Origin of the sequence: Roseburia sp. MSJ-14, from assembly GCF_018918225.1 — a bacterium.
Classification (GTDB): Bacteria; Bacillota; Clostridia; order Lachnospirales; family Lachnospiraceae; genus Petralouisia.
In genome coordinates this window covers 116,765-132,061 of record NZ_JAHLQD010000026.1, presented here as the reverse complement: position 1 = coordinate 132,061, position 15,297 = coordinate 116,765, and the positions used below count along the sequence as shown (strand labels likewise).

Below are 15,297 nucleotides of genomic sequence, written 5' to 3'. Positions count from 1 at the left end.
AAGAGTTTCTACTTTAGTACCCCCATATTTGTATCATAAATGTTCTTTCACATATTGCAGAAATTCCGGTGTCTTTGACCAGTATTTTACACCCCAGTTTTCAAAATTCCATTCTTCCATGTAATCGTTGCACTCGAAATCCACATAATATATTTCTTCATTATGTACAACAAAATTCGTTGGAAAATAATCAATATTTGTATTGGCAGCATATAACAGCGCACACATTTTATACAATTGCTCGATATAGTCAGTTTTCATCTTGTCTTCTAAAACCAACTGATAAATAGTGTCACCATCAATAAATTCCTTCAAGATGCGTTCGTTTTTCACATCTGTTTCAAGCATGGCAGGCATTTTGATTCCGATTTCTTTCAGTCGCTTGTAATCTCTGATTTCCGCTTCAAGCTTGTTTCCAAACTGATAGTAACTACAAGGCTCATGGTGTATCTGCTTCAAAACATACTTATTATTTCCAGTATCTACCAAATAAGAATATCCGCCTTTCCCCTTTCCTAACAATTTAATTATTGTATAGTTTTTTCCATTTACGGTCATTTCTTTATTCATGTGGTTCCTCCTAAAACAACGAATTTGCAGTTTAAAACGCCAAGCTATCATACACTATGATAAACTGATCATCCATTTACGCTTTCTAAAAATAACCAGTGATACAACAAGCCTGAATATTTCCTCAGTGGTAAGCAATGTATACACACCAACAATGCCCCACTTAAACACATATGTAGCAAGCAAGCATAGAGGAATTCCGATACACCATGTGCCAACACTATCAATCACCATGATAATTTTTGTATTTCCACCACTTCTTATGATGCCTCCGCCAAGTATCATATTTTCCACCTTAACTGGAGCATACAAGGCAAATATGATAAGTAGCATTTTTCCAAGTTCTTTTACACTATCATCCACACGATACAATCCGGTATACTCTCCAGCAAGAAGAATGAGCAATGTCGATACAGCTGCTGCACCGATTAAGCCCGCATACATAATCTTCTTCGATTCTGTGTAAGCCTCATCATATTCTTTCCTTCCAAGTCTCTTACCAACTATCACACCGGCAGCAGCTGACAAACCGCTCAATGCACCTACAATAATTCCCTGTATCGGACAGGTAAGTGTATAAGCTGCCAGGTTTGATGTGCCAAGATGACCATATACCGCAGATTCCACATTCTGTCCGAGGCTCCACAAAAATTCACTGACCATAATCGGCATGATCATTATCAAAAAATCCCTAATGCTAATCTTTCTAAAATACAGGGACAGTAGCGGTTTATCTCCATCTTTTCTGATACATAAAACAAATCCAATAACAATAAATACAAGGTTAAACAACTGTGAAATAAGTGTTGCAATCGCAGCTCCCTTTATTCCCAGACATGGAAATCCGAATTTCCCAAATATCAGCAAACAGTTCAATCCTGTGTTTACAGCAACTGCTCCAAAGCTTACCCAAAATGGTATCGTGGCATGCTCTTTACAGCGCAGCCATGTAGATAAAATATTGCTGACTGCCATTGGGATATAGGAAAACGCTACAATTCTGAAATAGACCGCACCTGTATTTACAATACTCATATCCTTAGTATACAGTCCAAGAATCTGCATTGGAAAAACTCCTGCCGTCAAAAAAAACAATGCTGATATAATAATTCCGCAAATAAGGCTGACGTTAAAGCTACACCAGGCTTCCTTCGCATCTTCAGCACCAATAAACTGTGCGATTAATATCCCTGCCACCGTGCTTACCGCACCAATCACCACGGAGAAAATCAAAGAAAAATTTCCACATAATCCAACTGCCGATATATTAGTCTCTCCGAGCTGTCCTATCATAATCTGGTCAACAATGGAAAAGGATGCCTGCAGCATACTTTGCAAGGTGACAGGAATTGCTATTTTACACAATGATTTCATAAATTTTGACATGATAACACCCTCGTACTTTCTCTTTTTACTAATTCAACAGGTAACACTATTTCAGTCTCACAATATGCTCCATCACGCATCGCCTCAAGACATTCAATTGCATTTTTCGCCCTAAGTGATGCCTCCTGATGAATCGTCGTAAGTGCAGGATTGCTTTCTCGGCTTACCATGTTGTCATCAAAACCGATTATCTGGATATCCTCTGGAATTCGTATGCCCTTTCCCTGTAAAAACCTCATAAACTCAAGTGCATAAAAATCTGACACTGCAAAAATAGCTGTAACGCTGCTCTTTAACAGCTCTGAGAATTTATCCTGATAAAAGCATACTCTTTCCTTTTCAGTCTTTGGAATCTGCCATATCAATGTCTCACCCGGCTCAAACGCTTCGCAAAATCCTTCGATACGCTCCTTATCCATACATATGAAATTATCTGCTATACATAATGCTTTTTCATGACCAAGCTCTCTAAAATATTTTCCTGCCTGGTAGCCTCCATCATAATGATTAATGACTAAATTAACTACCTTAGAACATTTCTCGAAATAGCCATCATACACAACAAAGGATATCCTCATCTGATTTCTAAGCTTTTCATAATCCGCTTCACAAAATCCCATCAGAATCAGACCATCCATATTCCACATGGAAGCAAACACCGGAATCTCACTAATATCTGCCGTTGTTTTTATCATCAGAAAATATCCTTTTTCATTAACCTCGTGGGAAAGAGCATTCAATGATGACATCACAAATCCATCCTCTAAAACCCTGCCCTCATACTTCATATGGTCATTCACCACCACTCCGATGATTCTGGAATTATTTCTTGCAAGCAAAATACCTGCCATATTCGGGATATATCCTGACCTTTCAAGTTCCTGCTGGACACGTTTTACTGTTTCATCTGAAATCTTTTCTGTTTTTCCATGAATCACTTTTGAGACAGTAGCAGTACTAAGACCTAACGCATCTGCGACATCTATGATTCTAATCCTGTTCTGTGTCATATCCATTCCCTCTTTTCTTGATATTCTGATTATATGGTACAACAGAAATGTGGGGTTTACAAAGGTTAAGCGTGTAACCCATCACAAAATTCATGTTCGGTTTTTGTGACATTTTACTACAACATTACGCATTTTCGGTAATTTGAACACACATGAAAGGGCATTTATGAGCATAAAAGATGGCAGGCAGTCTCATTTACTAAAACCACCTGCCTGTTTGCTTATATTAATGCATCTCATTAGACTGATAAATCGAAAAATTATCTCACTTTTGTCTTAATACAATACTAATCGGACGTGAATACCGGCTTGTTGTCGGAGACACTGAACAATTTATTAATATGCAAAACAAAAGATAATATTCTGGCTCAATATGCTACCAGTGAAGTGTATGTTCCTGTTGGGCACTTTTAATGCAATAAGGCACAATTTCCTGTTGCCAAAAAGACCGAAGTTCTCTGCCTCGGTCTTTTACCCTATTTCTTATCTTTTGATTCTACCATCAATAAAATTCCTTCTTCGAAAGATATCTCTGCCTTTTCTTCACTTATTTCGTTACTAACCCCTAAGGAATGGTAACATTGCAACTCATATTTTTCCAATGGATATTTAAACCCACGCAAAGTTAATCCCTTTACGGTAGGAGTAAAGGGAAACAATGAGATATAGTCCCCATACTGTTCTTCCCGTCGGATTGTCATTCCCTGATTTAGCATTCGAATCCGATTGCAACTGTCTAGCATGATACACTCACAATCCCGTTCCATTGCCATTCCCAACAGATGAATATTACCAAGTACATGGTCTATTCTTGTTCCGGTTGCTCCTAATAACCAGATTTTTTTGCAGTCGGCATCTATGGCAGTACGAATAGCAAGTTCCGTATCCGTCTCATCCTTTTCCGGCTGGAATTTACGAATCTTTATATTGGGATTATTTTCTTTGAAAAATTCTAATACACCTGACTTTACGGAATCAAAATCTCCTACGATTTCATCTGGAACTAATCCGTTTCTATAAAAAAACTCCATACCGCTATCTGCCGCTATGGTTAAGTCACACGGATTTTCTTTTAAAAATTTCAAAGCAAATGTATCTTCTATGCTTCCGCCTGTTACAATCAATGCCTGCATATTTCTTCCTTCTTATTTCTGCATGATATTTAAAAACTCTTTTACATTTTCTTGTATATCGCCATGGAAAACTGCACTTCCGGCTACAATAATATTAGCCCCTGCTTCCATTATGGTTTCTACGTTAGAAAGATTCACTCCACCATCAACCTCGATATCTGTTTTCAGTCCTCTTTCTTCTATCATCTGGCGTAATCTGCGAATCTTTTCTGTAGTATAGGAAATATATTTCTGTCCTCCAAACCCTGGGTTTACCGACATCAACAATACCATATCCAGTTTTGGCAAAATATACTCAAGTACGCTTAAGTCGGTGGATGGATTTAAAGCTACTGAAGCTAAAATTCCCTTTTCCTTAATTGCCTCAACAGTACGGTCTAAATGCTTACAGCTTTCTGCATGAACAGAAATAATATCTGCTCCACAGTTTACAAAATCATCTATATAACGAATGGGTTCTTCTATCATAAGATGTACATCAAAAATCCGCTCTGTACACGGTCTTATTGCCTGAATAACAGGCATTCCATAAGAAATACTTGGTACAAATATGCCATCCATTACATCAATGTGCACATATTCGGCTCCTGCCTCATCAATCATTTGTACTTGTTCTCCTAATTTTGCAAAATCCGCTGACAATATGGACGGTGATAAACAATTCATAAATTCCTCCTAGTATTTCTTAACATTTTTCAATTCTTCGTACATTGCAACATAATTTTCATATCGAATCCGGCTGATTTTTCCTTCTTCTAATGCCTGCTTCACACCACAATCCGGCTCGTGAATATGGCTACATCCTAAGAAACGACACGCTGGCTCATATTCTTTAAATTCCTTAAAATATTCTCGCAGTTCTTCCTTTTCAAATCCCATCAGATACAGAGAACTAAATCCCGGAGTATCCATAATGTAGGTATTATCTTTTATATGAATCAACTGAGAATGTCGTGTGGTATGTTTTCCACGTTCAATCTTTTCACTAATCTTTCCGGTTTCCATTTCAATATCTTCCTGCAAAAGATTGATAAGAGAAGATTTTCCCACACCGGAAGGTCCTGCAACTGTAGTTGTTTTCCCTTCTAACACTTTTTTTACTTCATCAATTCCTTTTTCCTTCATTGCACTGGTAAAAAGGATATGATATCCACACTTTTCATAGGTTTCTTCTAACTTACGCAGTTCTTCTTCCGTAGCCAAATCCTGCTTATTAAAGCAAATAATAGTTTCCACCTGTTGCTGCTCCATCATAATCAAAAAACGGTCTAATAAGTTAAAATTCGGCTTTGGCTTTGCTGCTGCAAAAATCACCATTGCCTGGTCAATATTTGCCACTGCCGGACGAATCAATTCATTCTTTCGCTGTAAAATACGACTGATATTTCCAACTTTTTCTTCTTCATTGATAACATCAATCTCTACATTATCGCCCACCAATGGCTTTATTTTTTCTTTTCTGAATATTCCTTTTGCCTTACATTCGTACACTCCGGCTCCTATTACATGCACATAATAGAAGCCGGCAATTCCTTTGATAATCTTTCCCTGCATACACTCTTCCTGCTCTACAGACTCTAATTCTGAGTAAAGGTCACATTAATTCTTGTTCCCTCACCATTTGTTTCCTGCTTTGGATTTCCTGATTCATCTGTAACAGTCCAAGAACACTTCACGATAAAGTATCCATCACTGCAATTCTTAATATCACTTGCATTTGCGGTAAATGGTAATGACTGTCCTGTCCAGTCTTTTACTTTTTCATTATTGGATGTATACAACGTTACATCAATTTTTACATCCGTTGCACCATCTGGGATACTAAGTTTAGAGCTGTCTATTGTATAATTTACCAAAGAATAATATTTATCTACTACTTTCTTTCCAAGACTAATTGTCAGTGTTACTCCTGTTCCCGGATTAACATAGGTTCCTTCAGAAATACTCTGAGAAATTACACATCCCTCCGGTACTGTATCACTATAATCAGAACTTACGCTAGATACCTCAACTCCAATACCTGACAATGCACTTCGTGCATCCTGCTCTGATTTTCCAACTACACTTATCATCTTTACTTGTTGTGTTCCACGACTTACAATAATCTTTACTGTATCGTCTTTCTTTGCCTTTGACTTTCCATCCGGAGTCTGGGAAATGACATCCCCTTCCGGTACATCATTGCTGTAATCGTAGTCGGTATCTACTTTAAATCCGGCAGCTTTTAAGGTATCTGTTGCGGCATCTTTATCCAGTCCTACCACGCTTGGTACTTCAATCTCACCTGCACCACTGCTTAAATTAACGGTAATGGTAGTATTTTTCTTTACCATATCACCCTTTTTCTCACTCTGACCTACTACCAGACCTTCTTCATACTTATCGGAAGACATTGTGTCACCTTTTTCAATGCCAAGCCCTAAATCATTTAATGCTTTCTTTGCTTCATCATATGTCTTTCCTGTTAAGTCAATCATTTCTATTTTATCTGTGGTTTCTTCTTTTTTGGTCGTATTATCCTTGTCTGTGGTCTTGTCTTTAAACTTAAATACTCCGGTAAGGCTAATTGCGATATAGGCTACAATAAGTACGATAATGACTGCTGCTACAATTCCCATAATGGTAACTGCCTTTTCCATCTTTGGATTCAGGAATCCGCCTTCCTCCTCGTCATCCTCATCTTCGTCATCCTCATCGTCATCATCTGTATCCACATCTTCGTCATCGCTATTGTAATACACTTTTCCTGCCTGCTCTTTGATAGTTTCTACTTCCTCCGGTTTCATTACTCTTGTTTTTTCCTGCTGTCCTACCGGAACCATTACTACAAAGTCTTCATCCGGACTAATCAATGCCTTTTTCAAGTCGATTAATAAATCTCCAATGGTCTGATAACGTCTGTCCGGACTTTTCTGTGTACATTTCAAAATAATTTTTTCCATACTGATTGGAAGATCCGGTACATATGCACTTGGCACCACCATTTCTTCCTGCAAATGCTGAATAGCCACTGCTACGGTAGATTCTCCGTCAAATGGAACTCTTCCGGTTACCATTTCATACATTACAATACCTAAGGAATAAATATCACTTCTTCCATCTACAAATCCATTTCTTGCCTGCTCCGGGGATGCATAATGTACTGAGCCCATAACATCTGCATTGATGGTATTGTTAGTAGCTACTCTTGCAATTCCAAAGTCTGTTACCTTTACCTTCCCTTCGGTGGATATAATAATATTCTGTGGCTTAATGTCACGATGTACAATATGTTTATTATGAGCCGCCTCAATTCCTCTTCCTACCTGGATGGCAATGCTGACTGCCTCTTTGAAGGACAGACGTCCCTTCTTTTCAATATAAGTCTTTAAAGTGATTCCTTCTACGCACTCCATAACAATGTAGTGCATTCCGTTTTCACTTCCTACGTCATATATATTTACAATATTCGGATGTTCTAATCCTGCCGCGGACTGTGCCTCAGTACGGAACTTTGTTACAAAATTAACATCCTCTGAAAATTCCTGCTTTAATACTTTAATGGCTACAAAACGTCCCAGTGTATGATCCTTTGCCTTATATACATCTGCCATTCCGCCAGTGCCGATTTTTCCTACTATTTCATATCTGTCTGCCAGATACATTCCCTCTTTTAACATGTTTTCACCTCGTCTGAAAATGGTTCTATCACGACTACCGTAATATTATCATTACCGCCGTTTTCATTGGCTGTTTCTACTAAACATTCAATTCCGTCTGCCGTGCTTTTCTGTTCTTTAAGTATCTTCAAAATGTCTTCATCTTCTATCATATCTGTCAATCCATCAGAGCACATCAATACACGTTCTTTTTCTTTTAATTCTACTTCAAAAAAGTCTACTTCCAATGGCTTCGCTCCTCCAATGGCTCTCGTTATGATGTTTCGATCCGGATGCACTCTTGCATCCTTTGCATTCAGCTCACCTCTACGAACCATTTCCTGCACAAAGGAATGATCCTTAGTTATCTGATGTATTTCTTCTCCAATCACATACAGACGACTGTCTCCTACATTGGCTACATACATTTCATTATCCACAATGGTAGCTACTACTACTGTAGTCCCCATACCGTCTAAGTCAATATCTGTCTTTGCCTTTTCTAAAATTGCCTGATTCGCACGTTGTATTGCCTGTTCAATAATGCTTACCGGCTCTTTCTGTTCATCCTTTTCAATGGAATCTACAATCGTCTCTACGGTATATCTGGATGCATAATCTCCTGCATTATGGCCTCCCATTCCATCTGCTAAAATACACAAATTCGGAAGATTACCAATTCTGCCTTCAGATGTATACACATAATCCTGATTCATCTCTCGTCTTTTTCCCTTGTCTGTCTTGGAAAATGCTCTCATGATAATCCCTGCCTTTCTGTGTGAGATAGGAAGCGTTTGCGTAATTGTCCACAGGCTCCGTCAATATCTCTGCCCATTTCCCTTCTAATAGTAACATTTATCCCATATTTTTCAAGTTTATTTTTAAAATCTGAAATAACCTGCGGATTGGATTGCACATAATCTCGCTCTTTTATGGGGTTTACCGGTATCAAGTTTACATGACAATTCAAGCCTTTTATCAACTTTGCCAACTGGCTTGCATCCTCGTCTGTATCATTGACTCCGCCTACTAAACTATATTCAAAGGTAATTCTTCTTCCGGTTTGCTCAAAATAATATTTGCAAGCCTCTATTACTTCATCAATTTGATATTTATTAGCTACCGGCATTAACTCTAATCGTTTTTCCTGTGAGGACGCATGTAAGGATAATGCCAATGTAATTTGCAGTTTTTCTTCCGCAAGCCGTTTCATATTCGGTACAATTCCACAAGTAGATACTGTAAGATTTCTCTGACTGATATGTAATCCGTTTTCATCTGTTAAAAGTGAAATAAACTTCAGCAGATTATCATAGTTGTCCAGTGGTTCTCCTGTTCCCATAACTACAACATTGGAAATACGCTCTCCAATATCTTCCTGAATACGGTATATTTGATCTAACATTTCTGCCGGAGTTAATCCTCGCACCAGACCATCCAAAGTAGATGCACAAAAACGACATCCCATACGGCAACCTACCTGTGAGGAAATACAAACGCTATTTCCATGCTTATATTTCATCAATACACTTTCTACCATATTTCCATCTGCTAATGCAAACAGGTACTTTCTGGTACCGTCTAGCTTTGACTCCTGCATCTCTATCTTCTTTAATGCAGTTAACTCACAGTTTTTTTCTAACTGTTCTCTTAATTTTTTTGAAATATCCGTCATATCCTCCCAACAGCTCACATGTTTCTGATGAAGCCATGCGTAAATCTGTTTTCCGCGAAACTTTTTTTCACCATAAGAAACCAGTAATTCTTCCAGTTCCTTTTGATTCAATGACTTAATATCTGTTTTTTCCATTCTTTATTCCTATCACTTCCGCACCATTCTTGCCAGAAAGAATCCATCGTTCTTTCCCTTCTTTGGCAATATCTGCTGCTGTCTTTCCAGTTCAAAGTCTGCATGTTCTTTTAGAAACCACTGTACATTTTCCTCATTTTCCTGTGGATTAATGGTACAAGTGCTGTACATAAACACGCCACCTGACTTTACATAATTCTGTACTGTATGTAATATCTCTCTTTGCAATGCTGCCAACTCTGCACATTTTGCTTCTGACATTTTATACTTGATATCCGGTTTCTTACCAATCACTCCCAAACCGGAGCAAGGCAAATCTGCAATTACAATATCTGCTTTTCCAACACTATCTTCTTCTAAAACTCTTGCATCTGCCTGTTTTGCACGAATATTCGTAAGTCCGCAACGTTCTATATTTTCTTCTATCAGTGACACCTTATATTCCGTCAAGTCTCTTGCTTCTACCATTCCGGTTCCATGCAAAAGCTCTGCCATATGAATACTCTTTCCACCGGGAGCTGCACAGACATCTATCACCTGTGCTCCCTCCTTAGGCTCTGCCCACAAAGATACCAACATAGAACTAACATCCTGTACATAAAACATTCCTTCTTGAAAAGCTGTAATTCCTGATAAAAAATCATAACCATCTATATACAGTGCATTGGGAACTTCTTCATTCTCCATTACTGTAATTTGTTCTGCTTCTAATTCTTTTATCAACTCTTCTTTGGTAGTTTTCTCTGTATTCACACGAATAGAAGTTGCGCTTTTTTCTAAAAATGCCTGAAACATTTCTTCCAGTTGGGTTTTATCATACTGTTTTTGCCACTTTTCAATCAGCCATTCCGGAATAGAATACTTTACGGAAAGCCATTTTTCAGGTTCCCTTTCTTCATCCGGCATAGAAATCTGTTCCAGATTCCGACTGATATTGCGAAGGACACCGTTTACAAAACCTTTGAGATTATGAAAGCCCTTTTTCTGTGCAAGTTTTACTGCTTCATTACAAGTAGCAGATACCGGAACGGAATCCATAAACTTCAGTTCATAGACACTGCTTCGTAAAATACATCGAATAACCGGCTTCATTTTATTGACTTTTACCTTGGAAAACTGATTTATCACATAGTCTATTAATATCATATTCTCCAAGGTGCCTTCACATACCCTTGTCAAAAAGCTCCGTTCCTGCTTTTCTAAATACTGGTATTTATCTAAGGTGTTTTTAATTGCAATGTGGCTATACTCACCATTTTTTGTAATTTCCAAAAGTACGTCTAAAATTAATTCACGCACATTGACACCGTTAGTCATCATCTCCTCCTCTTCCACCGAATAGGATAATCAAACGTAACAACTGAAGTATTGCGGATGCTGCACCTGCTACATAGGTAAGTGCCGCAGCTCCTAACACTTTTTTCGTTCCCTGTAATTCTTCGTGTCCGAGAATTCCTGTGTTTTCCAGTATTTTCACTGCACGACCGGAAGCATTAAACTCTACCGGAAGGGTTACTAATTGGAATAATACCGCCATAGAAAAACAAATAATTCCTAAATCAATTAAAAAAGTTCCTGTTTTGCTGGTAAAAAATAACCCGATTAATATCAATGGCCATGCAATACTTGAACCAAAGTTTGCAACCGGCACTATGGCACTTCGAATGTTTAATGGGGCATAATTAGTCTGATGCTGAATCGCATGTCCACATTCATGTGCTGCCACACCTACGGCTGCTACCGAAGTAGAGCTATATGTGCTGTCCGACAAACTCAACACTTTATTTCTCGGATCATAATGGTCTGTCAAATTACCGGAAATGTGCTGTACTGTTACATCATAAATTCCTGCTGAATTCAAAATACGTTCTGCCGCCTGTGCGCCTGTCATACCTGACATACTCCGTACTCTGTCGTATCGGTTAAAGGTCGATTTTACCTTTGCAGAAGCCGCTAAACAAATCAGTGCACCGATTACTACTAAAATATACGTTGGGTCAAAATAAAATCCATATCCATATGGCATAATTACCACTCCTTTTACATTTTATTATTTTCCAAGTATCATTCCTGTTTCTAAACTTACTCCTCGCAAAAATGCATCTGTCTGCATTCTCTTTTTTCCTTCCAGTTGAATTTCTTCTAGCTGTAACATTCCTTTTCCGGTTTGAACTGCTATGGTATTTTTTCCAACTTCTATGGTGCCCGGTTCTTTTCCTGACTCTTTATCCAAAACAGACGCTTTCCACACTTTTAATGTTTTCCCATTCCAGTGAGTATATGCACTCGGCCATGGATTTAATCCACGCACCAGACGTTCGATTTCTTCTGCCGGCTTTGTAAAGTCTATTTCTCCCAACTGCTTTTTTATCATCTTGGTATGGGTTGCCTTAGCATTATCCTGTGGGGTATAGGTTGCCGTTCCATTTTCGATAGCAACCAATGTTTTTACACAAAGTTCTGCTCCGGTTTTTGCCAGACGCTCAAACAGGCTGCCACCTGTCTCCTCCGGGTCTAACTCCACTTCTTCCTTTAAAATCATATCTCCGGTATCTATGCCTTCATCCATACGCATGGTCGTAACGCCTGATACTTTTTCTCCATTGATAACTGCCCACTGAATTGGTGCTGCTCCACGATATTTTGGAAGTAAGGATGCATGCACATTGATACATCCGTATTTTGGCATATCTAATATCTCTTTGGTAAGAATCTGTCCAAATGCTACTACCACCATAATGTCCGCTTCGTATTTTTTTAAATATTCCACGCATTCCGGTTCCCGGATTTTGGTTGGCTGATATACTTCAATTCCATGTGCCAACGCTGTCTCTTTTACCGGCGTATATTGCATAGCTTTTCCTCTGCCCTTTGGCTTATCCGGCTGTGTAACTACAAGGGTAACTTCATGCCCTGCCTGAATTAATGCTTCCAAAGTTCCTACGGAAAAGTCCGGTGTTCCCATAAAAATTACTTTCATTTCAAATCTCCTTTCGGATCTTATACTTCTTCCTCTTCCTCATAAACAACATCATGTAATTCGCCTTCTACTTTTTCCACATACATGTGTCCGTCTAAGTGATCAATTTCATGACAAAATGCTCTTGCAAGAAGCTCTGTTCCTTCTATCTCGTACTGCTGCATATCTTCATCATATGCTCTTACTTTTACATAATTTGGTCGGGTTACTACACCGGATTTGCCCGGAAGGCTTAAGCAACCTTCTTCCCCTGTCTGTGAACCGTCTGTTTCTACGATTACCGGGTTAATGAGAACAATTGGTCCTTCCCCAACATCAATCACTACCAGACGTTTTAATATTCCAACCTGTGGAGCTGCAAGACCTACTCCGTTTGCTTCGTACATGGTTTCTAACATATCTTCGATTAACTCTTTGATTCTTGGAGTTACCTCTTTGATTTCTCTACACTTTTTTGTTAATACTTCGTCGCCCATCTGACGAATGGTTCTTAATGCCATTTTATTTCCTCCTGTCTTTGCTAAAATCCATTCATAGGATTAAAATCAAACTGTATTACTATATTTGCAAATTCCCGATGCCTGTTTACGAATAGTTCCAATGCATCTTTGATTTTTACTAACTGTTGATAGTCTTTCGACTTAAAATAAATTACTTTTTTATAAATATCTTTTACCTTGGCTACTGCTGCATCCGTAGGCCCTATGGTCTTTACACCTGTTATTTTTCCGTTTTGTGCAGACTGTTCTATTTTTTTTGCTAACAATTCTGCACTTAACGCAGCTGTCATTTCATCCTTAGATGCCACTAACATAACCATCATATGTCCTACCGGCGGATACTGCATCAGCTTTCGATAAGAAATCTCTGTTTCATAGAAGCCCTTATAATCCTGTTTTTTGGCAAGCTGAATACTGTAATTATCCGGACTATAAGTCTGAATCACTACTTCTCCGGGGAGTTTTCCACGTCCTGCCCTTCCTGCTGCCTGTGTTATCAACTGAAAGGTACGCTCTGTGGCATGATAATCACTTACATAAAGGGATAAGTCTGCTGCCAACACACCTACCAAAGTCACATTTGGAAAATCATGTCCCTTTACAATCATTTGTGTTCCAATCAGTACATCTGCCTCCTGATTGGCAAAAGCGGACAAAATCTTTTCATAGCTGTCTTTATTCCTTGTGGTGTCAAAGTCCATGCGTAACACTCTTGCTTTGGGAAAACGTTTTTTTACGATTTCTTCAATCTTTTGGGTTCCTGCCTTAAATCCGCTGATATATTTAGAACCACATTCCGGACATTCCTTTGGTGTTGTTTCCTCATATCCGCAGTAATGGCATACCATTTTTCCATTATTATGTTGACTTAAGGATACGTCACAGTGGGGACATTTTACTACATACCCACAAGCACGGCAAGACACAAATCCGGACATTCCTCGTCGATTGATAAACAACATGGTTTGCTGTCCCTGTTCTAATCGTTCTTCCATCAGTTCCTGCAACTTTTCACTTAAAATAGAACGGTTTCCCTGTCTTAATTCTTCCCTTAAGTCTACCGTGTAACACTGTGGAAGTGGTTTTTCTTCAATTCTTTTTTCCAGCTCTAATAAAATATACTCGCCGGTTTGTGCCTTATAATAACTGTCTATGGATGGTGTTGCTGAGCCTAATACTACTGAAGCTCCTGCCATATTGGCACGTTCTATGGCTGTCTCTCTTGCATGATACCTTGGAATGGTTTCACTTTTATAGCTGGTCTCATGTTCTTCATCTATAATAATAAGCCCTAAATTTGAAAATGGTGTGAATAATGCAGACCTTGGTCCTATCATTACATCCAATTCTCCGCTTTTGGCACGTTCAAACTGGTCATACCGTTCTCCCGGTGACATTTTGGAATTCAGGATAGATACTCTTTCTCCAAATCTTTGATAAAACCGCACTACCGTCTGATAAGTCAATGCAATCTCCGGTATCAGTACAATTGCCTGTTTTCCTGACTTTATGACTTTTTCAATCAGCTCTATGTAAACTGCTGTTTTGCCGCTTCCAGTCACTCCGTGCAATAAGTAGGTATGATACTCTTCCTTGGAAAAATCCTGCCATATCTTTTCTACAACCTGGCTTTGCTCTTTATTTAAGACAATTCGCTTTTCTTCCTGCTTCATTTCACCCAGAGGATTACGATAGCTCCGACTTACTTCTACTTGAACAATTCCAAGTTCTTCCATTGCCCGTATTACGGCAGCAGTAATATTAAGCTTTCGCGTCACCATCTCATAGGGCAAGGTATGTTCCTCGATAAGTGCTCCTACCAATCTTGCTCTTGCAGTACTATGCTTTCGTTCAAATACTGCAAGTTGTTCTCTGGCTTCTTCTTCTGAAAGTAATAACTTTAAGGAACGTTGTTGCTTTTCCCTTGCCTTTTGTTTTACGGGAAGCACTGTCTTTAATGCATGGTTCATAGTTCCACCGTAGTTTTTACGCATCCATGCTGCCAGTGCAATTAACTGTGATTCGATAGGAATACTTTCTTCTGCTATGGAATCAATCTCCTTTAGCTTTTCTACCTCATACTCCGGAGTATCTGTCAATTCTACCACATATCCGGTGGTCTCTCGGCTGCCTTTTCCAAAAGGAATCATTACCTGCATTCCAATTTCCAGAACCTCTTTTAATGGTTCCGGTATTTTATATTGGAAGGTTTTATCCAGTTTTTCATGAGAAATATCAACAATGATATTGGCATACTCTGCCATCTTCCC

The 15,297-nt window shown here is 38.7% G+C and carries 14 protein-coding genes; all 14 read right to left on the bottom strand.

The genetic code is table 11. From position 1 onward, the window contains the following. Window positions 1–33: 33 nt before the first annotated feature. Entirely contained in the window at window positions 34–570 is a 537-nt protein-coding gene (locus tag KQI83_RS10445; protein ID WP_216557470.1) for a hypothetical protein, read from the bottom strand. A gap of 54 nt (window positions 571–624) precedes the next feature. Continuing rightward, window positions 625–1,956, bottom strand: a complete 1,332-nt coding sequence (locus KQI83_RS10440; protein WP_216557467.1) for an MATE family efflux transporter — start codon at window positions 1,954–1,956, stop codon at window positions 625–627. Continuing rightward, complete coding sequence (locus KQI83_RS10435; RefSeq protein ID WP_216557465.1) at window positions 1,941–2,966, bottom strand: LacI family DNA-binding transcriptional regulator; 1,026 nt, start codon at window positions 2,964–2,966, stop codon at window positions 1,941–1,943. Before KQI83_RS10435 ends, KQI83_RS10440 begins: the two co-directional genes overlap by 16 nt. A gap of 476 nt (window positions 2,967–3,442) precedes the next feature. Beyond that, complete coding sequence (locus KQI83_RS10430; RefSeq protein WP_216557463.1) at window positions 3,443–4,099, bottom strand: thiamine diphosphokinase; 657 nt, start codon at window positions 4,097–4,099, stop codon at window positions 3,443–3,445. Between the two features lie 12 nt (window positions 4,100–4,111). Next, a complete protein-coding gene (gene rpe / locus KQI83_RS10425; RefSeq protein ID WP_216557460.1) occupies window positions 4,112–4,765 on the bottom strand; it encodes a ribulose-phosphate 3-epimerase in 654 nt (217 codons plus the stop codon). Window positions 4,766–4,774: 9 nt separating this feature from the next. Further along, window positions 4,775–5,653: a ribosome small subunit-dependent GTPase A gene (gene rsgA / locus KQI83_RS10420; RefSeq protein WP_216557457.1), complete on the bottom strand. Its 879-nt coding sequence runs from the start codon at window positions 5,651–5,653 to the stop codon at window positions 4,775–4,777. A gap of 23 nt (window positions 5,654–5,676) precedes the next feature. Beyond that, entirely contained in the window at window positions 5,677–7,758 is a 2,082-nt protein-coding gene (pknB, locus tag KQI83_RS10415; RefSeq protein WP_216557454.1) for a Stk1 family PASTA domain-containing Ser/Thr kinase, read from the bottom strand. Continuing rightward, complete coding sequence (locus KQI83_RS10410; RefSeq protein ID WP_216557451.1) at window positions 7,752–8,495, bottom strand: Stp1/IreP family PP2C-type Ser/Thr phosphatase; 744 nt, start codon at window positions 8,493–8,495, stop codon at window positions 7,752–7,754. Before KQI83_RS10410 ends, pknB begins: the two co-directional genes overlap by 7 nt. Then, complete coding sequence (gene rlmN / locus KQI83_RS10405) at window positions 8,492–9,547, bottom strand: 23S rRNA (adenine(2503)-C(2))-methyltransferase RlmN (RefSeq protein WP_216557448.1); 1,056 nt, start codon at window positions 9,545–9,547, stop codon at window positions 8,492–8,494. Before rlmN ends, KQI83_RS10410 begins: the two co-directional genes overlap by 4 nt. Window positions 9,548–9,559: 12 nt before the next feature. Further along, the gene (gene rsmB / locus KQI83_RS10400; RefSeq protein ID WP_216557445.1) at window positions 9,560–10,864 is read right to left on the bottom strand and encodes a 16S rRNA (cytosine(967)-C(5))-methyltransferase RsmB; all 1,305 of its coding nucleotides are present in this window, start codon (window positions 10,862–10,864) and stop codon (window positions 9,560–9,562) included. Continuing rightward, entirely contained in the window at window positions 10,857–11,573 is a 717-nt protein-coding gene (locus tag KQI83_RS10395) for a zinc metallopeptidase (protein ID WP_216557442.1), read from the bottom strand. The genes rsmB and KQI83_RS10395 overlap by 8 nt, the downstream gene beginning before the upstream one ends. Window positions 11,574–11,597: 24 nt before the next feature. After that, window positions 11,598–12,527, bottom strand: coding sequence for a methionyl-tRNA formyltransferase (fmt, locus tag KQI83_RS10390; RefSeq protein ID WP_216557439.1), 930 nt, complete (start codon window positions 12,525–12,527; stop codon window positions 11,598–11,600). A gap of 20 nt (window positions 12,528–12,547) precedes the next feature. Continuing rightward, window positions 12,548–13,027, bottom strand: coding sequence for a peptide deformylase (def, locus tag KQI83_RS10385; protein WP_216557436.1), 480 nt, complete (start codon window positions 13,025–13,027; stop codon window positions 12,548–12,550). A 20-nt stretch (window positions 13,028–13,047) separates the two neighbouring features. After that, window positions 13,048–15,291, bottom strand: coding sequence for a replication restart helicase PriA (gene priA / locus KQI83_RS10380; protein ID WP_216557433.1), 2,244 nt, complete (start codon window positions 15,289–15,291; stop codon window positions 13,048–13,050). Window positions 15,292–15,297: the final 6 nt, after the last annotated feature.